Source organism: Pseudomonas sp. ABC1 (assembly GCF_013395055.1).
In the GTDB taxonomy this organism is placed as follows: Bacteria; Pseudomonadota; Gammaproteobacteria; order Pseudomonadales; family Pseudomonadaceae; genus Stutzerimonas.
Genome location: NZ_CP058349.1, coordinates 149,213 through 171,552, shown reverse-complemented (window position 1 = coordinate 171,552; position 22,340 = coordinate 149,213). Strand labels below are relative to the sequence as shown.

The window sequence follows — 22,340 nt, the reverse complement described above, 5'->3', positions numbered from 1 at the left end:
CCCAGACGATATGGGTTGACTCATTAATAAAAGGCCTGTGGAACAGGGTCTGGATTCCCACCCGCCTTCTTTTCGACGGACCGCACATGCGGCCCCTCATCAGGCGAGGTCGCGACGGGCGGCCTCGCTCAGAATACGTTCAAGCACCTGCTCGATGGTCAGCGCGGTGGAGTCCAGCAACACGGCGTCGTCAGCCGGTTTCAAGGGTGCCACAGTGCGTTGCGTGTCACGCTCGTCGCGGGCACGTATCTCATCGATAAGACTCGCGAGATTAACATCATCGCCCTTGCCCTTCAACTGCAAGAAGCGCCGGCGCGCCCGTTCCTCGGCGCTGGCCGTAAGAAACACCTTCAGCCGCGCATCAGGAAAGACCACCGTCCCCATGTCACGGCCATCGGCCACCAGGCCCGGCGACATGCGAAAATCTTTCTGCCGCTGCAGCAAGGCACTGCGCACCTGTGGCAATGCCGCGACCCTGGACGCCCCCGCCCCGACCGTTTCATTGCGAATGCTTTCGCTGACGTTCTCGCCCTCGAGCAGAATGACCGTTGCGCCTTCACCTTCCGCACCGAAACGAACATCCAGCGAAGCCGCCAGGGAAGCCAGGCGCACTTCGTCATCCAGCGCCACGCCATGCTTTTCAGCCGCCAGGGCCAGAATGCGATACAACGCCCCCGAGTCGAGGAAATTCCAGCCCAGTTGCCTGGCGAGCAGTGTCGCCACCGTCCCCTTTCCGGAACCACTGGGGCCGTCGATCGTGATGACGGATATCTCTGCACTCATAAACCAGCCTCTGTATTGATCCGCATGCCGAATCGCTCGGCAAATGCGATGAAATCCCGCAGCGACGTCGGGCTCTCGCGTATTTCCAGCCCACCGTCGACAACCAGCCCAGCCGCACACAAGGCCATGGCCAGTGATGGATCATGGTGCGCCGAGACACTGCCACCCACGAGCGCACCACCGCTGAGCGTCAGTGCGCCCTTGTCGATAGCCGCAGAAACACCCAACTCGCCCAGACTGCCGAGCAACTGCTCGACACGCTGCCGATCCTGCTCGAGCAAAGCATCGAACCCGTGAAAATGGCTCTCACCCGTAGCGCAAACAGCCGCGATGAGCAGGAAAGGAAGTAGCGATGCTGCATCGACGGCAATTTCGACGGCTTGCAAAGAGGCAGAGCGCACCCTGAAGCTTGCGGTCGGCACACCGACCCTATCGACCTGCCGAAGCAGGCAAACATCCGCCCCCATGCTTTCCAGAATGGACAGACCACGCTCGAACGCTGGCGTCACCGCAACGGATTCGAGAGTAACCTCGGAACCACGACTCAGAGTGGCTGCCAACACGAGAGCCAGCGCCATCATTGCATCCCCCGGCACGGCAACGGTCGTTGCCGCCAGTTGATAGCCGCCAGGGAGCGCTACTTCATTCCCGTCGAGCCGGACAGGCCAACCAAAGCCTCCCAGCAGGCCAGCTTCCAGGCTTGAGGAGGTATGCAGGTACGTCACGCCGGGGGCATACAGACCTGCGAGCAAAAGCGCCGAAGACGCTTCGCACGAAGGCTGCTCATCATTCGCCTGCAAAACCTGCCGCCCACAGATACGGACAGGCGCATGCCCTTCATGCAGGGCGATACTGGCTCCCATCGCGACCAGAGGGCCAACGACCGCCGCCATCGGCTCTCGGCTCAACTGCGCGTCACCGGTCAGCATGCAATCGAAAGGTTGCGCCGCCAGCAGGCCGGTGAACATGCGCATGGCTCGGAGCGAACCACCGAGATAGAGCGGCCCCGGAGGCGCCTGTAAGCCATTGAGCCCGGCACCATGGACCAGTAGCCGGCCCTGCTGTGGCCCCTCGATGACGACACCCATGTCGCGGAACGCCTGGATAGTCGCCAGCGAATCCTCACTGGCACGGAACCCGGAGATCTCACTGCGCCCTTCCGCCAGGGCGGCCAGCACGATTGCCCACAGGGCGATCAGCCGATCACCGGGAACAGACGCCTCGCCAACCAGTGGCGCGCCCCTCTCCACCCGCAGATTCGGACTGTCGGCGTATTCGTCCTCGGCATAGGCACGCCCGGCCAGGATCTTGCCAAAATGCTCACGGGCCGCTCGCGCCCGGGTGAAAACCCCCAGCAGATGATGGCCATCTCCATCGACCATCGCCTGGCGCAGCTGATCGAGATCGGCCTGGAACTCGTCCAGGGTCGCCAGGACCGACTTGCGGTTGGCCAGGAAGATGTCATGCCACATCACCGGGTCACTACCGGCGATCCGCGTGAAGTCGCGGAATCCACCAGCGGCATAGCGGAATATTTCCAGGTTCTCATGGCGCCGGGCCAGCGAGTCGACCAGACCGAAGGCCAGCAGGTGCGGTAGATGGCTGGTGGCCGCCAGCACTTCGTCATGGTGCTCGACAGCCATATGTTCGACATCGGCCCCCAGCACCCGCCACGCCCGGTCGACCAGTGCCAGCGCCTCAGGATCGGTATCCGGCTGCGGCGTGAGAATGACCTTGTGACGCCGGAAAAGCGCCGGTTTGGCCGCGCTCACGCCACTCTGCTCGGAGCCGGCAATGGGATGCCCCGGCACGAAGCGTGGCAGGTTGCAGCCGAATGCCTCGACCGCACAACGCACCACACTGCCCTTGGCGCTGCCGACATCGGTCAGGACGATGCGCTGAAGATCGAGCTTCATCCCCGCCAGTGTCCGCAGCAGGCGCTCCATGGCGAGTATCGGCACCGCCAACTGAATCAGATCGGCCTCACGGCAGGCCTCTTCCAGCGTTTCCGCGCAGCGATCGACCACACCCAATTCCACCGCTAACCGGCGCGACTGCGGGTCGAGATCGAAACCGATCACCGCCTCGCACAAGCCGGAGGCCCGCAGCCCCTTGGCGAATGAGCCGCCGATCAGGCCCAGCCCGATCACCAGGACACGACCGAAGGCGGGCGATGACTTCACGAAGCCAGCACCTTGCCCAGCGCAGCCAGGAAACGAGCATTCTCTTGTTCGGTGCCGATGGAAACCCGCAGGAATTCCGGCATACCGTAACCCGCGATGGGGCGCACGATCACACCTTCGCGCAACAGCCCCTGGTTCACCGGCCCGGCATCGCGCCCGACATTCACCGCGATGAAGTTGCCGCGAGAAGGAATCCAGGACAGCCCCAACGCCGCGAAGCCCTGCTCCAGTTGCGCCTTGCCGGCATCATTGATGTCGCGCCCGCGCCGCAGGTATTCGAGGTCGTCCAGGGCCGCGCAGGCGGCGGCCTGGGCCAGCGAGTTGACGTTGAACGGCTGGCGCACGCGATTGAGCACCTCAGCAATCCGAGGCGAACTGACCCCATAGCCGACACGCAGCGCACCCAGCCCATAGGCCTTGGAGAAGGTACGCGACACCAGCAGATTGGCATGACGCGACAGATAGCCAAGGCCGTCCGGCAGGTCATCGCCACTGGCGTACTCGATATAGGCCTCGTCCAGCACCACCAGCACATTTTCAGGCACGCGGGCCAGGAAACCTTCCAGAGCCTGCGGACCGAACCAGGTGCCGGTCGGGTTGTTCGGGTTGGCGACGAAGACCACCCGGGTCTGCGCATCGATAGCCGCCAGCATACCTTCCAAATCGTGACCATAGTCGATGGCCGCGACCACCTTGCTCTCGGCGCCTACGGCTTGAGTCGAGATGGGGTAGGCAGCAAAGGCATGGGCACTGTAGACAGCATTGCTGCCTGGCCCGAGGAAGGCGCGGGCGACGATGTCGATGATGTCGTTGGAACCGTTGCCCAGGGTAATCCCGGCAGGATCGATGGCGAATCGCTCGGCGAGCTTCTGCTTGAGCTCGTAGCCACCGCCATCGGGGTAGCGCGTCAACTCCGCCAGCGCCTGCTCGATGGCTTGCAGTACGCGAGGATTGGGACCTTGCGGGTTTTCATTGCTGGCCAGCTTGACGATCTCGCTCGGATCGATACCCAGCTCGCGCGCCAATTCGCTGATTGGCTTGCCCGTGACGTAAGGGGACAGTTGCTGTACGCCTGGCTGCGCCAGGGTGAGGAAATCACACGACATAAATAAGCCTCGAGCTTCGAGCCGCAAGCTTCAAGCCTCAGGCCAACCCACGTGCAGCTTGAGGCTTGCAGCTTGCCGCTGCGGTCAGAGAACGGCCTTAGGATAGGAACCCAGTACTTTCAGCGCCACCGCTTCGCCGTTGATCTTCTCCAGCACGTCCTTGACCAGCGGGTCCTGGTGATGGCCCATGCAATCGATGAAGAAGACATAGGTCCATTTGCCACTGCGCGACGGACGGGTTTCGATCCGGGTCAGATCGATGCCATTGGCATGGAACGGCAGCAGCAACTCATGCAGCGTACCGGGCTTGTTGCGCATGGAAACGATCAGCGAGGTCTTGTCGTCACCGGTCGGAGGCACTTCCTGGTTGCCTATGATCAGGAAGCGCGTGGAGTTGTCCGGACGATCTTCGATCTTCTCGTGCAACTTGGTCAGCCCGTAGAGGCTGGCGGCCATGTCGCCGGCGATCGCCGCAGAGTTCCATTCGCTCTTGACCCGTTTCGCCGCGTCGGCGTTACTGGAAACCGCCACGCGCTCGACGTTCGGGTAGTGGGCGTCGAGCCACTTGCGGCACTGCGCCAGCGACTGGGCATGGGAGTAGATGCGCGTGATGCGGTCGGTCCTGGTGGTTTCACCCACCAGCAGGTGATGGTGGATGCGCAGCTCGACTTCGCCGCAGATGACGATATCGTGCTCGAGGAAGCTGTCCAGGGTGTGGTTGACCGCGCCCTCGGTGGAGTTCTCCACCGGCACCACGCCGAAGTTCACCGCCCCGGCGACCACCTCGCGGAACACCTCGTCGATCGCCGCCATCGGCTTGCTCAGCACCGAATTGCCGAAATGCTTGAGGGCCGCCGCCTGCGAGAAGGTCCCTTCAGGGCCAAGGTAGGCCACGCGCAACGGCTGCTCCAGCGCCAGGCAGGAGGACATGATCTCGCGGAACAAACGAGCCACTTCCTCGTTGTCCAGCGGCCCCCTGTTCAGTTCCATGATGTGCTTGAGCACCCAGGCCTCGCGTTCCGGACGATAGAACACCGGCTGCTCGCCTTCCGACAGCGAGGCGGTCTTCACCCGTGCGACTTCCTGGGCGCAGCGGGCGCGCTCACTGATCAGCTCGAGCAGGCGCTCATCCAGGTTGTCGATGCGCAGGCGCAATGCCTTGAGCTGGTCAGCCTCGCTCATCAACCATGCTCCTTCTCGAACTCGGCCATGTAGGCCACCAACGCTTCGACCGCATCCAGGCCAACCGCGTTGTAGATCGAGGCGCGCATACCGCCGACCGAGCGATGGCCTTTCAGGTTGAGCAGGCCGCGCGCATCGGCGCCAACCAGGAACGGCTTGTCCAGGCGCTCGTCGGCCAGGCGGAACGGCACGTTCATCCAGGAACGGGCATTGACGTTGATCGGGTTGGTGTAGAACTCACTACGATCGATGAAGCCGTAGAGCAGCGCCTGCTTGGCATGGTTGCGCTGGCCGATGGCCTCGACGCCGCCCTGCTCCTTCAGCCACTCGAAGACCAGCCCGGAGAGGTACCAGGAGAAGGTCGCAGGTGTGTTGTACATGGAACCGTTATCGGCCGACACCTTGTAGTCGAGCATGGTCGGGCAGACGCTGCGGGCGCGCCCCAGCAGGTCTTCGCGAACGATCACCACCACCAGCCCGGAAGGACCGATGTTCTTCTGCGCGCCGGCATAGATCAGACCGAAGCGGGAGACGTCCAGCGGACGCGACAGAATGTCCGAAGACATGTCCACCACCAGCGGCACGTCGCCCGTCTCAGGAATCCAGTCGAACTGCAGGCCGCCGATGGTTTCGTTGCTGGCGTAATGCACATAGGCGGCATCCTTGCTCAGCGCCCACTCGTTCTGCCCGGGAATGGCGAAGTAGTCATAGGGCTTGGCGCTGGCAGCGACGTTGACGTTGCCATAGCGACGCGCTTCCTCGATGCTCTTGCGCGACCAGATACCGGTGTCGATATAGTCGGCAATGCCATCCTCAGGCAGCAGGTTCAACGGGATCTCAGCGAACTGCTGGCTGGCACCACCTTGCAGGAACAGCACCTTGTAGTTCGAAGGAATCGCCAGCAGGTCACGCAGGTCCTGCTCGGCCTTTTCAGCGATGGCGACGTAGTCGTCGCTACGGTGGCTCATTTCCATGACCGACAGGCCCTTGCCACGCCAGTCGAGGAGTTCCGCCTGTGCACGCTGCAGTACGGCTTCCGGAAGCGCGGCAGGGCCGGCGCAGAAATTAAAGGCTCGCTTGCTCACATCCACTCTCGCTCAAATGATCTCGTCCACCCCGCACGATGCGGAGCCATCGCGGTACAACCACAACGGCGGGCTCGAAGGCCCGCCGTTGTGTCGTCGTCACTCTTCCGGCTGCTGCTCAGCCTCGCCGTCCACGGCTTCATCGCCGGGCAGCGCCTCATCCAACTCGGCGTCTTCGTCCTCGGAAGGCTCCTGCACCCGCTCCAGTCCGACCAGGGTTTCCTCCTTGGCCAGCTTGATCAGCGTGACGCCCTGGGTATTACGCCCGGAGCTGGAGACTTCGTCGACGCGCGTACGCACCAGTGTGCCCTGATCGGAAATCAGCATGATTTCCTCACCTTCCTGCACCTGGATGGCAGAGACCAGCTTGCCGTTGCGCTCGCTGCAGACCATGGCGATGACGCCCTGGCCGCCACGTCCGCGACGCGGGAACTTGCTCAGTGCAGTGCGCTTGCCATAGCCACGCTCGGACGCCGTGAGGATCTGCGCTCCCGATTCGGGGATCAGCATGGAAATCAGGCGCTGACCTTGCGCCAGGCGAATACCGCGCACACCTCGGGCGTTACGGCCCATGGTGCGCACGGCGCTTTCAGCGAAGCGGATCACTTTGCCAGCCTCGGAGAACAGCATGACTTCCCGCGCACCATCGGTGATGGCAGCGGCGATCAGGCGGTCGCCTTCGTCCAGTTTCAGGGCGATCAGGCCGGAGCTGCGCGGTTTGCTGAACTGCGCCAGCGGCACTTTCTTCACCGTACCCTTGGCGGTGGCCATGAAGATGAAGGCGCCGGTCGGTTCGGCGACCAGCTCGGCAGTCTCGCCATCGGCCTCCTCGACCTCGGCCTCGACCACTTCGCCTTCGATCACGGAGCCTTCAAGATCGTCCAGATCGTCCTCATCGCCGGCATTCTGCTGCAGCGCTTCCAGGTCGATCTGCAGCATGGCGGTGATCAACTCACCCTCGTCCAGCGGCAGCAGGTTGACCATGGGACGGCCACGGGCCGCGCGCGAAGCCTCGGGAATCTCGAAGGTCTTCAGCCAGTAGACCTTGCCCTTGCTGGAGAACAGCAGCAGCGTGGCATGGCTGTTGGCGACCAGCAGGTGTTCGATGTAGTCCTCGTCCTTGACGCCCGTGGCCGACTTGCCCTTGCCGCCGCGACGCTGCGCCTGGTAGGCGGCCAGCGGCTGGCTCTTGGCATAGCCACCATGGGAAATGGTCACCACCCGCTCCTCTTCGGGGATCAGGTCGGCCATGGTCAGGTCGGTCTGGGACGCGGTGATTTCGGTGCGACGCTTGTCGCCGAACTCTGCCTTGACCTTCTCCAGCTCCTCGCGAATCACTTCCATCAGCCGCTCGGGGCTGGTCAGGATGCGGATCAGTTCGCCGATCTGGGCAAGGATTTCCTGGTACTCGCCCAGCAGCTTCTCATGTTCGAGACCCGTCAGGCGATGCAGGCGCAGGTCCAGGATCGCCTGGGCCTGTTCCGGCGACAGGTGATACTTGCCGTCTATCAGGCCGAACTGCTCGTCCAGCCCTTCGGGGCGGCAGGATTCGGCGCCAGCGCGCTCGACCATGGCCACCACCGCACTCGACTCCCACGACATGGAAATCAAGGCTTCCTTGGCCTCGGCCGGCGTCGGCGACGCCTTGATCAGCGCGATCACCGGGTCGATGTTGGACAATGCGACCGCCTGGCCTTCAAGGATGTGGCCGCGTTCGCGCGCCTTGCGCAGTTCGTAGACGGTACGCCGGGTCACCACCTCGCGACGGTGCAGGACGAAGGCTTCCAGCAGTTCCTTGAGGTTCAGCGTACGCGGCTGACCATCGATCAGCGCCACCACGTTGATCCCGAACACGCTCTGCAGTTGCGTCTGCGCGTAAAGGTTGTTGAGCACCACTTCCGGCACTTCGCCACGGCGCAACTCGATCACCACACGCATACCGTCCTTGTCGGACTCGTCGCGCAGCTCGGTGATGCCTTCGATCTTCTTCTCTTTCACCAGCTCGGCGATCTTTTCGATCAGCCGCGCCTTGTTCAACTGGTAAGGCAGCTCGGTGATGACGATCTGCTGGCGGCCACCGACCTTGTCGATGTCCTCGATATCGGCGCGGGCGCGGATGTAGATGCGGCCACGGCCAGTGCGGTAGGCCTCGATGATGCCGGCACGACCGTTGATGATGCCCGCCGTGGGGAAGTCGGGGCCGGGGATGAACTGCATCAGTTCGTCGATGCTGATATCGGCGTTGTCGATCAGCGCCAGGCAACCATCGATCACTTCGCCGAGGTTGTGCGGCGGGATGTTGGTCGCCATGCCCACGGCAATACCGCTGGAACCATTGACCAGCAGGTTGGGGATCTTGGTCGGCATGACCGCCGGGATCTGCTCGGTGCCGTCGTAGTTGGGCACCCAGTCGACGGTTTCCTTCTCGAGGTCGGCCAGCAGCTCATGGGCCAGCTTGGCCATGCGCACCTCGGTGTAACGCATGGCGGCCGCGTTGTCGCCATCCACCGAACCGAAGTTGCCCTGGCCGTCGACCAGCATGTAGCGCAGCGAGAACGGCTGGGCCATGCGCACGATGGTGTCATACACCGCCGAGTCGCCGTGGGGGTGGTATTTACCGATCACGTCACCGACCACACGGGCGGATTTCTTGTACGGCTTGTTCCAGTCGTTGCCCAGCTCGCTCATGGCATAGAGGACACGGCGGTGCACCGGCTTCAAGCCATCACGCGCGTCCGGCAAGGCTCGACCGACGATCACGCTCATTGCATAGTCGAGATAGGACTGCTTGAGCTCGTCTTCGATGTTGACGGGAAGAATTTCTTTGGCCAGTTCGCCCATGGAAGCCTGGTTCCTTATAGTCAGCAGGGTCCTGCGATAAGCGCGGGATAGTAACACAAGGCAAGCCGGCGCAGGAGCAGGCAACGCGCCCGCCGAACGCCTCCTGGCCGCCGTTCATTCGTGCGAGGAACATCAGTGCAGGTGGCGGCGACTCATGAGCGTCGCGATCTTCTCGCTGGTCGGCCGCTCGACGATGCCCCTTTCGGTGACGATGAGGTCGATCAGGTCCGCCGGGGTCGCATCGAACGCCGGGTTGAACACTTCGACGCCCAACGCCATGCGCTGTCCATCGTAGCCCAGCAGCTCATCGTCGCCGCGCTCTTCCAGATCCAGCAGCTCCGCCGTTTCCAGGGTCATGTCGATGCTGGAGCTGGGGGCCGCAACCATGAAGCGCACACCATGGTGCATCGCCAGTACCGCAAGCTGGTAGGTGCCGATCTGGCTGACGACATCGCCATTGGCGGCGATGCGGTCGGCCCCGACGATCACCCAGGTCACGCCACGCACCTTCATCAGGTGCGCTGCCGCCGCGTCAGCATTCAGCAGGACGGGAATGCCTTCGATCTCCAGCTCCCAGGCAGTCAGGCGCGAACCCTGCAAACGAGGGCGGGTTTCGTCGACGTAGACGCACTCCACCAGGTCTTCCTCACTGGCCGCCCGCACCACGCCAAGGGCCGTGCCGAAGCCGCCACTGGCCAGTGCGCCGGCATTGCCATGGGTCAGCAGATTCTGGGCATTGCCCTGGTACTTGCGGATGGCATCCAGCCCCAACTGCGCGATGACCAGATTGGCCTCGCGGTCGCTCTGGTGGATGGCGATGGCCTGCTGCTCCAGTGCATGCAAGGGGGATTCGCCCGCACGGCAACGGTCGAGTCGTTCACGCATCAGCCGTAGCGCCCAGCCCAGGTTGGCCGCCGTACTGCGAGAAGCGGCCAGGTGGTGAAAGTCTTCTTCGAGTGCGCCACGCCAATCACCACCGGCCTCGAGACGGGCACGCAGCGCAAGCACGATGGCGTAGGCGGCACTGATACCGATGGCCGACGCACCACGCACCACCAGGGAACGAATGGCCTGCACCACGCCGGAGGCCGTGTCGTAGCAATGCCATACGCTGTCCTGCGGCAACTGGCGCTGGTCCAGCAGATAAAGCCGTCCGTCCCGCCACTCGATGGACTTGACCTTTTCCGCCGCCAGCAGACGCTCGCGCATGGCACATTCCCCTATGCAAAAGGCGGCGATTATACCGATAGATACAGGCCAGGCGACCGCTCCGCCATCAATGCCGTGGACTGTTCTCTGGCAGCGCCATCAGTTGCAGCTCCTGAGCCCAGTCGAAATCCTCGCCAGCCTCTTCGGCCTCGAAACGGCGCTCGTCGATGGCCTGGAAGATCGCGATCTCCTCGTCCGGCATGAAGTGCAGGCAATCGCCACCAAAGAACCAAAGCAGATCGCGCGGGACCAGGTGGGCGATCTGTGGATAGCGCTGGAAGACCTGGCAGATCAGCTCCTGGCCGAGGTAGTTCTCCTGCCCCACGCTTGCCAGATCGCTCACCACCTCATCGAAGCGTTCAAGAAAAAGGGCATGGCTCTCGTCCTCCACCTGCTCGCTTTCCCCCACGGCGGCCAGGATGCTGCGCAGGTGCGTCATGAGCGCCACATTGTGATCAAGGTAGGAGGTCGTCATTGAGCATGCACCTGTGTCGGAATTTAGGGCGGGCGATTATAGGCGTGCAGCGCTCACGAAACGAGAGGATTGCCACAGAGACGAAAAGCGTTATTATTAAAAATGTTATCTCATAACATGAAGGCTCTCAGATGAAACCCGGCATCCACCCCGATTACCGCCCTGTTCTCTTCCACGATGTCGCCGCCGACGTCTACTTCCTCATCGGCTCCACGGCACAGAGCGACAAGACCCGTGAACACAGCGATGGCGTCACCTACCCCTATATCGCCCTGGATGTATCCAGCGCCTCGCACCCGGTCTACACCGGGCAGCAGCGCCAGACCAAGAGCGAAGGCCGCGTGGCTGGCTTCAACAAGCGCTTCGCCGGCTTCCCCGGAGGTGGCCAATGAAGGTCGTCTCCTCCCTCAAACAGGCCAAGCTGCGCCATCGCGACTGCCAGATCGTCAAGCGCCGCGGCCGTGTCTACGTCATCTGCAAGAGCGAACCGCGCTTCAAATGCGTGCAAGGCCGTCCGAAACCCAAACGCAAGAACAAAGGCTGACGAACCCACTCCGGGTACAACCGCCCGGAGCTTGCGGTCACACCTTGCGAAGAAATAGGATGCGACGAATTCACATCCGCATCCTGTTTCAGAGGTAGCCGCAGCAGTGTCCATCCACCCTCCCGGCTCCACTGACAAAGCGGACGTCCAGACGCTTTACCACGATCACCACGCCTGGCTGCTGAGTTGGCTCAGGCGCCGACTGCACAGCCATGACAGTGCACCCGACCTCGCCCACGACACCTTTCTCTACGCCCTGATCCGCCCGGAACAGACCGCGCATATACGGGAACCGCGCGCCTGGCTGCGCACCATCGCCCATGGTCTGATGATTGACCAGGTTCGCCGGCGCAAGCTGGAACAGGCCTACCTGGCCAGCCTCGCCCAGTGCCCGGAGGCCGAAGCGCCTTCCCCGGAAACCCGCTTGCTGATCCTGGAAACCCTGGCCCAGATCGACGCCCTGCTCGACGGTATGCCGAGCAAGGTTCGTAGCGCCTTCCTGCTGTCGCGCCTGGAGGGAATGGGCTACCGGGAGATTGCGCAACACCTCGATGTCAGCATCAGCTCGGTGGAAAAATACATGGCCAGCGCCATCCGCCACTGCTACCTCGTGCAACGCCGGGCAGGACAGTGAAAGCGACCACACCGGAGCTGCCTGAAGCCATCCTCGATCAGGCCATCGACTGGATGGTCCGCCTGCACTCCGGCGAACAACGCCCTTCGCAGCAAGCGGAATTCAGCCACTGGCTCGCCGCCAATCCGCTGCATGCGCTCGCTTGGCAGGCGTTGCAACACACCGAGCAGCGCTTCCAGAAACTAGCCCCGCTGCCACCTCAAGTCGCCCTGCAGACACTGGAGAGCCTGGGCCGGCAACGACTGGATCGACGCCAGGCGATCAAACTGCTGAGCCTGTTCGGGGCCGTCGGGACCAGCGGCTGGCTGGCCTGGGACCACCTCCCCGTCGCCGACTACCGTACCAGCACGGGCGAACGGCGCAGCTTCGAGCTGAGCGATGGCAGCCGGCTGCAACTCAATACCGGCAGCGCGGTGCTCGAACGTTTCGACGCGCGGCAACGCCTGCTCGAACTGCAACGCGGGGAAATTCACCTCGACACCCACGGCGATCCCCGTCCCTTCTGGGTGCATACCCGGCACACGCGACTGCAGGCGCTGGGTGCGCACTTCTCGGTGCGCCAGGACGAACGCCACACCGACCTGCAGGTCGACCAAGGGGCCGTCGGTATTCACCGTGCAGCAGCCGAGACATTGATCGCCACGCAAGGCCAGAATTACCGCATCACCCCGACGCAGAGCATTCGCGTCGCACAACCGGCACGGGATGGCAGCGCCTGGACACGCGGCCAACTGGTCGCCCGCCAACTCCCGCTGGCCGAGCTGGCACGAGAGCTGGAGCGTCATCGCCATGGCTGGCTGATCTGCGCAGACACCATCGCCGACCTGCGCGTTTCCGGCGTGTTCCAACTCGGGGATATCGACAAGGCGCTGGACGCCCTGGCGGACTCGCTGCCGGTGCGCATCGAGCGCACCACCCGGCTATGGACACGCATCGTTCCGGCATGAGGCCGGCAGTACACACGAATAAACGCTTCGAACCTGCTCACAATCTGCTACGCGTCGGCCCTGCTGCGTTAAAAACAGGCTCGGAATGCTCATTTACAACTCGTAAACTCCGCTTCCTCGCCTGTTTTTGCCTTGCAGTGCTCTAGCTCGCGAGATCGTGAACAGGTTCTAAGAATTATCAAAATCTCTTGAGGGTTTTTCCGGGCTCTTCGACATACAGCAATAACGATCAGCCAATAACGAAGGAGCCACCCTCATGATCCGTAGCACGCTCTGCTACAGCCCCCTTGCCCTGGCCTTGCAGGCCGTCCTGCTTGGTGGAATCGTCGGCAGCCCATCCCTGACGGTACAGGCCGCAGAAACCAGCCAGGTACGCCACTACCAGTTACCCGCCGCACCGCTGGAGCAAGCGCTCAACACGTTAGCCCAGCAGGCCGGCATTACCCTGCCCTACGATCCATCACTGGTAAGGGGAAAGAGGGCGCAAGCACTGGATGGAGAGTGCGACGTCGGCAGTGCCCTCGCACACTTGCTGGCGGGCAGTGGCCTGCTGGCCAGGCAAGGCAGCGGCGGCAACTGGCTGCTGGAAGCGCGGTCGCCACTGGCACTGGATGCGCTGGAACTGAGTGCCGTGAGTATCTCCGGCAAGGCCCCTGGTTCGATCACGGAAGGCACCGGCTCCTACACCACGCATTCGTCGAGCAGTTCGACGCGGCTCAACCTGTCGCTACAGGAAACACCGCAATCGATCACCGTCCTCACACGGCAAAGACTGGACGACCAGCGCCTGGACAGCCTGACGGACGTACTGGAAGCCACTGCGGGGATTACGGTGATCAGGGAATCGCTCGGCGCGGATGCCAACTCATTCTGGTCGCGCGGGTTCTCCATCGCCAACTTCTCGATCGATGGCGTGCCGACCTCATCCTCCCTGGCCAATTACCGGCACAACACGGCCATCTACGACCGGGTGGAAATCGTCAGGGGCAGCACCGGCCTGGTCAGTGGCATGGGAACCGCGTCGGCGACCATCAATATGATCCGCAAGCGCCCGACCTATGAACCGCAGGTGATCCTGAACGCCCAGGCAGGCTCATGGGACCGTTATGGCGGTGGCCTGGACCTGTCCGGCCCGCTGAATCAGAGCGGTAACCTCCGTGGCCGCCTGGTCGCCGACTATAAGAGCCAGCGGGCCTGGGTCGACCACTACGAGCAGGAAGACATCACCCTCTACGGCATCACGGAACTGGACCTGAGCGATCGCACGCTACTGACCCTGGGCTTCAGCCACCAGACAAGCAATGCCGATGCTCCGCTACGCAGCGGCTTTCCACTCTTCTACAGCAATGGCCAGCGTACCGACTTCAAACGCTCGGCCAACAGCGCCCCGAACTGGTCCTACTACGACAACGCCACGAACAACCTCTTCATCTCACTGGAGCACCAGTTCGACAGTGGCTGGAGCGCCAAGGCGGAATACAGCCACACCCGCTATGTCTATGACGCCGTGGTGACCTACCTCAGTGGCTCGCCCGACCAGGCCAGTGGCGCGGGAACCAGTCTTCAGTCAACGCGATTCCAGGCAGACCCTACCCGGCAAGACGCGCTGGACGTCTATCTGACAGGCCCGTTCAAGCTACTCGGGCGGGAACATGAGCTGATCGGCGGCGTTACGCTTTCCCAGCTCGACACCCTGAACAGCACCGACCATGGCTGGTTCTCGGTATCTAGCCCCATCGCGAACATCCACGATTGGAGCGGCAATGCACCAAAACCGCAATTCTCCACCTATGGGGAAAGCGATAGCCGGGTCTATCAATATGCCGCCTACCTCACCACACGCCTGCATCTGACCGATACCACCCAGTTGATCCTGGGCAACCGCGTGCTCGACTGGCGGGACAACTACGACTACACCGCGAACAACGGCGCCAAGAGCAAGAACAGTCGCCGGGAAAGCGGCGTCTACATTCCCTATGTCGGCCTGGTTCAGGCACTGGATGACACCTGGTCGCTCTACAACAGCTATACGAAGATATTCAACCCCCAGGGCGACTGGGTTCGTGATGCCAGTGGCAACCGGCTGGCCCCGGAAGAAGGCACCAGCTACGAAGCCGGCATAAAGGCCAGTTTCGACGAAGGCCGCCTTACCTCAAGCCTGTCGCTGTTCAGGACCGAACAGGACAACCTCGCTATCTATGACCCATCGTTCTCCGCCTACCGAACCGAGCAAGGCACCACCACCCAGGGCTTCGAACTCGAAATCAACGGTGAACTGACGCCTGGCTGGCAGTTGAGCGCAGGCTACACCCACAGTGTCAGCACCGATAAGAACGACGAGAGGATCGTCACGCAGATTCCCCGGCACAGCCTGAAAACCTTCACCAGCTACCGCCTGCCCGGCGCGCTGGACAAGCTGACGGTCGGCGGCGGCATCAACTGGCAGAGCAAGGCAGCCTATTACCCGGACACCTACATGCAAGGCAGCTACTCCCTCGTCAACCTGATGGCCCGCTACGACATCAGCGAAAACCTTTCCGCCTCGCTCAACCTGAACAACCTGTTCGACAAGGCGTACTACTCCAGCGCCAGCGAATACGGCGTCCATGGCGCACCTCGCCACTTCCTGACATCCCTGAAATACACCTACTGAAACAGAAGGGGCCGGCAAAGCCGGCCCCCTCGGGATTCATCGTGCCTACCACCCCAACTACGCCTCCTGCGGAACCTCCAGCAGCAGGCGTTCCCTGATCACATCCACCAGCTTCTCCGGCTGGAACTTGGACAGGAAGTTGTCGCAACCGACCTTCTGCACCATGGCCTTGTTGAAGTTGCCGGACAGCGATGTGTGCAGCACCACATAGAGATCGCTCATGCGTGGATCGTGGCGAATCTCGGTGGTCAGCCGGTAGCCGTCCATTTCCGGCATTTCGGCGTCGGTGAAGACCATCAGCAGCTTGTCGCTCAGCACCAGCCCTTCATCGGCCCATCGCTGCAACTGGCGCAGGCCCTTGAGCCCATCACTGGCGGTGTGGATGGTGATGCCCAATTGCGACAGCGTATCGCGCAGTTGCGCCAGGGCCACGATGGAGTCGTCGACACACAGCACTTCGCGGCCACGTGCGCGCTCCAGGATCGGATCGCTCAGGCGCTCACTGGAAATGCGCGTGTCGTACGGCACGATCTCGGCCAGCACTTTCTCCACGTCGATGACTTCAACCAGCTCATCATCCACTTTGGTGATCGCCGTCAGGTAGTGCTGGCGTCCCGCCGTGCTGGGCGGTGGCAGTACCGACTCCCAGTTGAGGTTGAGGATGCGGTCCACCCCACCGACCAGGAAGGCCTGCACGGACCGGTTGTACTCGGTGACGATGATGGTGCTGTTCGCATCCGGCACCAGCGGGCGCAGACCGATGGCTCGGGACAGATCGATGACAGGCAGGGTCTGGCCACGCAAGTTGATCACACCACACACCGAGTTGTGGCGGTGCGGCATCAGTGTCATGCGTGGCAGTTGCACGACCTCCTGCACCTTGAACACGTTGATCGCGAATTTCTGCCGCCCGGCAAGGCGGAACATGAGGATTTCCAGGCGATTCTGCCCCACCAACTGGGTGCGTTGATCGACTGAGTCGAGGATGCCGGCCATGACGTGCTCCTGAATGCTTCAAGACCCAGGGTATCGGCAGTGAACGCCCGGCCTTGAAAATGATTGCCGGGCAATCCCGCCGGCAAGGCATCATATCGCCATCAATGCGGGTTTGTCAGGCCACCGGCATGCGCAGCGGACACGACGGGGGCAGATGCATGCGCAAGGCACCTGGCCGCACACCGAAGCGCAGTGTCTTCGCCGTCAGTGGCTCGCCATCCAGATTGAGGTCGAGGGTGTCATCCAGTTCGATCTCCAGCCAGGGCAGCCGAGCGCCAACGGAAATGCTCTCCACCCCCAGGAAACTACCACTGAGCAATGCCCCGAGAGTTGCCACCGTATCCTCGGGCGCGGGAACGATGCAGAGATCCAGCAAGCCATCGTCGATCAAGGCCTCCGGGCAAAGCGCCTGGCCTCCACCGGCCTGGCGACCGTTGCCTACGCCCATGGCCAGGAAGTCGCCTTCCCAGTGGAAATCCGGTCCACGAAAGCGGCCATGGGCCGCATTCAATTCGCTGAAGCGCGACAAGCCGCTGAGCAGGTAGGCACCGCCCCCCAACACCTTCTTCAGGTCTTCCGGCGTATTGGCCGTGACATTCGAACCGAACCCGCCAGTGGCCATGTTGAGGAAGAAGTCGCCCTCGCCAAACTCCCCGACATCGACCGGCACCGCCGCACGATCAAGCAAGGCCAGGGCCTGGGCGGGTTGCAGCGGGACACCGGCGGCACGGGCAAAATCATTGGCCGTGCCCAGGGGCAATACCGCCAGGGAAACGGCATGGCCACCTTCGAGAATGGCACCGGCGACCTCGCGCACCGTACCGTCGCCACCGCCGGCGATAATCCGGCCATAGCCTTGCGCCACGGCTTCATGAACCAGGCGCCGCGCATCACCGCCTTCCCAGGTGACACGCACCGCCAGCGACTGCGGCCCGCCGTGGGTTTCGCGCCAGCGGGCCACGGCATGCCGCACGTCTTCGTTCAGCGCCTGTTTGCCGTGCAGAATCAGCAAGGCCGGTGCCTGCGCCATGGGGCTTCTCCAGATGATAGGTACAGCTCATCGGACAGCAGTGCCTGGCCAGCGTTTCCACTGCCAGGCTGCGTTGCCGATGCCTGATATCACTCGACCGATGGCGCCTCGGCGAGGCTGTCGCTGTGCCAGCCGCCGCCCAGGGCCGCGACCAGTTGCACGCTCGCCTGCAGACGGCTGCCCAGCAACGTCAATTGCGTGCGCTCGTTATCCAGCGCGGTGGCCTGTGCGGTGACCACATTCAGGTAATCCACCGTACCTGCACGATACTGGTTCTCGGCCAGGCGCAATGCCTCGCGGGCCGCCTCAAGCGCCTCACCCTGCACAGCGGACTCCTGTTCGAGTACGCGCAACTGCACCAGGTAGTCCTCCACCTCGCGCAGGCTGTCGAGCACCGTCTGGCGATAGCTGGCCACGGTGCGGTCATAGCTGGCTTCGGCTTTTTCGATACCGGAACGGATCTGACCGCCATCGAACAGGGTCATGGCGAACTCCGGCCCTATCGACCAGAAACGGTTGGGTGTCTCGATCCACTGGTCCAGCACACTGCTGCGATAACCACCGGAAGCGCTCAGGTTGAGGCTGGGGAACCAGGCGGTCTTGGCCACACCGATCAGCGCATTGGCCGACATGACCTGACGCTCGGCAGCCGCCACATCCGGGCGGCGCTCCAGCAACTGCGACGGTACCATCCTCGGCACCTGCGGCAGGCTCGGCAGCTGTTCCCGCGCCGCCAGTTCGAACTGTGCCGGAGGCACGCCGATCAGCACGGCGATGGCATGCTCCCGCTGGGCCCGCTGGTATTCCAGATCGATGAGTTGGGCTTCGGTGCTTTTCAGTTGGGTCCGTGCCTGGGCCACATCGGCCCGCGTGACAATGCCGGCCTTGCGCTGGTTCTCGGTGATACGCAGGGAGCGCGCATAAGCATCGAGGGTATTCTGCAGCAGTTGCCGTTGCGCATCGATGATGCGCAGTTGCAGGTAGCTCTGCGTCAACTCGGACTGCTGGCTCAGGCGCACAGCGGCCAACTCGGCGGCACTGGCGTCCAGGCTGGCCCGGTCGGACTCCAGTTGCCGGCGCAACCGTCCCCACAGGTCGAGCTCCCAGCTCACCCCGAGGGACAGGTCGTAGCTCTTGGAGATGCCGCCACCGGAACTGGTCACGGCGGTGCCATCGATCACCCGCGTACTGGTCCCGCCGCCCTGCCCGGAGCGGGTCTTGCCGGCACTCGCCGAAACCGTCGGAAAGAACGAGGCACTGGAACCGCGCACCACCGCCTGGGCTTCGCGGTACTGGGCCACCGCCTGCGCCAGGGTCTGGTTGGACTGCTGCAGGCGCGTGTGCAGATCACTCAGCAGCGGGTCATCGTACAGGCTCCACCAGTCGCCCTGGGCAATCTCCGCAGGCTCGGCCTGCTTCCAGCCTTCGACCTGGCGAAATTCGCCGGCCGCCGGCACTTCCGGACGCTGGTAGTCGGGCCCCAGGGCACAGCCGCCCAGGATCGTCAGGGAAACCGCCAGGCCAAGCGAGCACAAGCGTGCAGACGCAGTAAATGAACTCATAGTGGATTTTCCAGAGCGGCATCGGTGCGTACACCACGCCAACGGTTGAAACGGTGGCGCAGGTGGTCGAGGTACAGGTAGACCACCGGCGTCGTATAGAGCGTCAGCATCTGGCTGAACAACAGCCCGCCGATGATCGCCAGCCCGAGCGGCTTGCGCATCTCGGCGCCTTCGGTACCGCCGATCAACAGCGGCAGCGCACCGAGGATCGCTGCCATCGTGGTCATCAGGATCGGCCGCAGGCGCAACAGGCAGGAGCGCCGGATCGATTCCCTGGGCGACATGCCCTCCTCGCGCTCGAACTGCAACGCAAGGTCGATCATCAGGATGGCGTTCTTCATCACGATCCCGATCAGCAGGAACAACCCAAGCAGGGAAATCAGGCTGAACTGGTCACCGACCAGAATGACCGTGAGCAAGGCGCCCACCCCGGCGGACGGCAGGGTCGACAGGATGGTCAGCGGGTGGATGTAGCTTTCGTAGAGGATGCCCAGCACGATGTAGACCGCCAGGATCGCGCCGAGGATCATCAGCGGCTGGTTGTCCAGGGTCGACTGGAAGGCGCCGCCACTGCCGCCCAGGCGTCCCTGGACGTCGCTGGGCAGACCAATGCCGGCCACCGCCCGGGCGATCGCGATATTGGCCTGGTCCAGACTGATGCCCGGTGCCAGCTGGAAGTAGATATTCTCCACCGCGAACTGATTCTGGTGCCTGACCCGGTCATTGGCGACGCTCATCTCGTAGCTGGCGAAGGCCGAGAGAGGAATTTTGCGTCCGTCCTCGGTGACCACCTGGATGCGTTGCAACACCACCGGGTCATAGGCATAGCGCGGGTCGACCTCCATCACCACCTGGTACTGGTTCAGCTCCGAGTAGATGGTGGAAATCTGCCGCTGGCTGAACGCGTTGTTCAACAGGGAGGTGATATCGCTCATCTCGACGCCCAGGCGCCGCGCGGCGTCCCGGTCGATCTTCAGGCTGACTTGTGCGGTGCCATCGCCTTCGTTGCCATCGATATCCACCAGTTCCGGCAGTTTCTTCAATTCGGCCAGCACCTTGGGCTGCCAGGTGCGGAGCTTGCCCAGGTCATCCGCCAGCAATTGGTATTCATACTGCGAGCTGCGATCCCGGCCTGGCCCGCTGAAGCTAAGGTCCTGGTTCTGCATCAGGAACATCCGGGCACCCGGCACCTTGGGAACGCTGTCACGCAGGCGGTCGATGACTTGCTGCGAGGAAATCTTGCGTTCCTTGATCGGCTTCAGGCGTATCAGCAGAAACGCGTTGTTGATCCCGCCGTCGCCGCCAATGAAACCCGCCACACCCTCCACCGCGGGGTCTTTCAGCAGCGCCTGGCGATAGATTTCCATCTTCGGCTGCATGACCTGGAACGACAGCCCGTCGTCGCCGCGGATGAATCCGTTCAATTGGCCATTGTCCTGCTGCGGCATCAGTGTCTTGGGCACTTCGATGAACAGGAACACGTTCAGGCCAATGGTCGCCAGCAACGCCAGCAAGGTGACCCGAGGGTGCTGGAGGATAAAACCGAGGCTGCGGTCATAGCCGCTGACCAACCGCTGGTGCAGGGCATGGCTCCAGCGCTGCAGACGCGATTCCTCATGCCCTGCGCCATGGGCGCGCAGCCAGCGGGCGCAGAGCATCGGCGTCAGGGTCAGGGAAACCAGCAGGGAGACCAGCACGGCGGTCGCCAGGGTGATGGAGAACTCCCGGAACAACTGGCCGAACACCCCGCCCATGAACAGGATCGACAGGAACACCACCACCAGCGAGACGTTCATCGACAGCAAGGTGAAGCCCACCTCCTTGCTGCCCAGGTAAGCGGCACGCAACGGCGGCTCGCCGTTATCGACGTGGCGTGCGATGTTCTCCAGCACCACGATGGCATCGTCCACCACCAATCCGGTGGCCAGGATCAGCGCCATCAGGGAAAAGATATTGAGCGAAAAGCCCCACAGGTACATCACGGCGAAGGTGCCGATCAGCGAAATGGGCACGGCCAACGCCGGGATCAGTGCCCGGCGCACGCTGCCGAGGAACAGGAATACCAGCAGGATGACCAACCCCACCGCGATGGCCAGGGTCAGCTTGGCTTCGTTGAAGGTGGCGTTGATCACCCGCGTCCGGTCTGCCGCGATCTGCAGGTCGACACTGGCGGGCAGCAGTTCGCGCAAGCCAGGCAAGCGCGCTTTGATCGCATCCAGGGTTTCCAGGATATTGGCCCCGGACTGCCGGTAGACCACCAGCAGGACCGCCGAGCGATCATTGTAGAAACCACTGTTGTAGCGGTTCTCGACCGCATCGGTGACCCTGGCCACATCCCCCAGGCGTATGGCGGCACCATTCTCGTAACGGATCACGATGGGTTCGTAATCGACGGCCTTGTGCAGCTGATCGTTGGCCTGCACCTGCCATTGGCGATGCCCATCCTCGACGAAGCCTTTCGGCCGCCGCTGGTTGTTGTTGGCGATGCTCTGGCGCACCTCGTCCATCGAAAGGCCGTGGTGCTCCAGCAGGTTCGCCTGCAATTCGATGCGCACCGCCGGCAGCGAACTGCCACCGATACTGATCGCCCCGACGCCCTGAACCTGCGCCAGGCTCTGGCCGACGATGGTGTCCGCCAGGTCGTACAACTCGCCCTTGCTGAGGATATCGGAGCTGAGCGCAATGGCCGTCACCGGCTCACCGGCGGTACTGGCCTTGCTGTAGCTCGGCATGCTGCGCATGCCGCTGGGCAACAGGTTGCGCGAGGCATTGATCGCCGCCTGCACCTCGCGCGCAGCGGCATTGATATCGCGGCCGAACTCGAACTCGATCATCACGCTGGCCGAGCCCTGGTTGCTGCTGCTGTTCATCTGGCGTATCCCGGCGATACTGCCGAGGGAGCGCTCCAGTGGCGTCGCCACCGTCGCCGCCATCACCTCGGGGCTGGCTCCGGGCAGGCTCGCCGAGACTTCGATCACCGGAAAGTCCACCTGCGGCAACGGCGAAACCGGCAGCAGCCGATAGCAGACGGCGCCCAGCAGCATGATCGCCAGGCCCAGCATCATGGTCGCGACAGGACGAGCGATAAAGGGAGCCGATGGGTTCATGAA

At 62.9% G+C, this 22,340-nt stretch carries 17 protein-coding genes; 5 read left to right on the top strand and 12 right to left on the bottom strand.

Features of this window, described 5'->3' with window-relative positions:
• Positions 1-99: 99 nt before the first annotated feature.
• From cmk to HW090_RS00515, 8 genes are all read right to left on the bottom strand, one after another.
• The gene (gene cmk / locus HW090_RS00550) at positions 100-783 is read right to left on the bottom strand and encodes a (d)CMP kinase (RefSeq protein WP_179111639.1); all 684 of its coding nucleotides are present in this window, start codon (positions 781-783) and stop codon (positions 100-102) included.
• Entirely contained in the window at positions 780-2,966 is a 2,187-nt protein-coding gene (locus HW090_RS00545; protein WP_256930704.1) for a prephenate dehydrogenase/arogenate dehydrogenase family protein, read from the bottom strand. The genes cmk and HW090_RS00545 overlap by 4 nt, the downstream gene beginning before the upstream one ends.
• Positions 2,963-4,072, bottom strand: a complete 1,110-nt coding sequence (gene hisC, locus HW090_RS00540; RefSeq protein WP_179111638.1) for a histidinol-phosphate transaminase — start codon at positions 4,070-4,072, stop codon at positions 2,963-2,965. Before hisC ends, HW090_RS00545 begins: the two co-directional genes overlap by 4 nt.
• 84 nt (positions 4,073-4,156) lie before the next feature.
• Positions 4,157-5,254, bottom strand: a complete 1,098-nt coding sequence (gene pheA, locus HW090_RS00535) for a prephenate dehydratase (protein WP_179111637.1) — start codon at positions 5,252-5,254, stop codon at positions 4,157-4,159.
• On the bottom strand, positions 5,254-6,339 hold the full coding sequence (gene serC, locus HW090_RS00530) for a 3-phosphoserine/phosphohydroxythreonine transaminase (protein WP_179111636.1): 1,086 nt from the start codon (positions 6,337-6,339) through the stop codon (positions 5,254-5,256). The genes pheA and serC overlap by 1 nt, the downstream gene beginning before the upstream one ends.
• A gap of 99 nt (positions 6,340-6,438) precedes the next feature.
• On the bottom strand, positions 6,439-9,180 hold the full coding sequence (gyrA, locus tag HW090_RS00525; RefSeq protein WP_179111635.1) for a DNA gyrase subunit A: 2,742 nt from the start codon (positions 9,178-9,180) through the stop codon (positions 6,439-6,441).
• Positions 9,181-9,312: 132 nt separating this feature from the next.
• Entirely contained in the window at positions 9,313-10,389 is a 1,077-nt protein-coding gene (gene mtnA, locus HW090_RS00520) for an S-methyl-5-thioribose-1-phosphate isomerase (RefSeq protein WP_179111634.1), read from the bottom strand.
• Between the two features lie 67 nt (positions 10,390-10,456).
• A complete protein-coding gene (locus tag HW090_RS00515) occupies positions 10,457-10,864 on the bottom strand; it encodes a PA2817 family protein (RefSeq protein WP_179111633.1) in 408 nt (135 codons plus the stop codon).
• Positions 10,865-10,995: 131 nt separating this feature from the next.
• Here HW090_RS00515 and HW090_RS00510 point away from each other — a divergent pair, with 131 nt between their 5' ends.
• The 5 genes from HW090_RS00510 (at position 10,996) to HW090_RS00490 (ending at position 15,642) form a co-directional block, all read left to right on the top strand.
• Positions 10,996-11,256: a type B 50S ribosomal protein L31 gene (locus HW090_RS00510; protein WP_179111632.1), complete on the top strand. Its 261-nt coding sequence runs from the start codon at positions 10,996-10,998 to the stop codon at positions 11,254-11,256.
• On the top strand, positions 11,253-11,408 hold the full coding sequence (gene ykgO / locus HW090_RS00505) for a type B 50S ribosomal protein L36 (protein WP_131183950.1): 156 nt from the start codon (positions 11,253-11,255) through the stop codon (positions 11,406-11,408). The genes HW090_RS00510 and ykgO overlap by 4 nt, the downstream gene beginning before the upstream one ends.
• Before the next feature lie 106 nt (positions 11,409-11,514).
• A complete protein-coding gene (locus HW090_RS00500) occupies positions 11,515-12,042 on the top strand; it encodes a sigma-70 family RNA polymerase sigma factor (protein WP_306299181.1) in 528 nt (175 codons plus the stop codon).
• A complete protein-coding gene (locus tag HW090_RS00495) occupies positions 12,039-12,989 on the top strand; it encodes a FecR domain-containing protein (protein ID WP_179111631.1) in 951 nt (316 codons plus the stop codon). Before HW090_RS00500 ends, HW090_RS00495 begins: the two co-directional genes overlap by 4 nt.
• 256 nt (positions 12,990-13,245) lie before the next feature.
• The gene (locus tag HW090_RS00490; protein WP_179111630.1) at positions 13,246-15,642 is read left to right on the top strand and encodes a TonB-dependent siderophore receptor; all 2,397 of its coding nucleotides are present in this window, start codon (positions 13,246-13,248) and stop codon (positions 15,640-15,642) included.
• Positions 15,643-15,699: 57 nt separating this feature from the next.
• Here HW090_RS00490 and HW090_RS00485 read toward each other — a convergent pair whose 3' ends face one another.
• The 4 genes from HW090_RS00485 to HW090_RS00470 form a co-directional block, all read right to left on the bottom strand.
• On the bottom strand, positions 15,700-16,638 hold the full coding sequence (locus tag HW090_RS00485; protein ID WP_179111629.1) for a chemotaxis protein CheV: 939 nt from the start codon (positions 16,636-16,638) through the stop codon (positions 15,700-15,702).
• 115 nt (positions 16,639-16,753) lie between these two features.
• Complete coding sequence (gene yegS, locus HW090_RS00480) at positions 16,754-17,668, bottom strand: lipid kinase YegS (protein ID WP_179111628.1); 915 nt, start codon at positions 17,666-17,668, stop codon at positions 16,754-16,756.
• A gap of 89 nt (positions 17,669-17,757) precedes the next feature.
• Positions 17,758-19,230: an efflux transporter outer membrane subunit gene (locus HW090_RS00475; protein ID WP_179111627.1), complete on the bottom strand. Its 1,473-nt coding sequence runs from the start codon at positions 19,228-19,230 to the stop codon at positions 17,758-17,760.
• Positions 19,227-22,337 (bottom strand): efflux RND transporter permease subunit, encoded by a 3,111-nt coding sequence (locus HW090_RS00470; protein WP_179111626.1) that lies wholly within the window; start codon positions 22,335-22,337, stop codon positions 19,227-19,229. Before HW090_RS00470 ends, HW090_RS00475 begins: the two co-directional genes overlap by 4 nt.
• Positions 22,338-22,340: the final 3 nt, after the last annotated feature.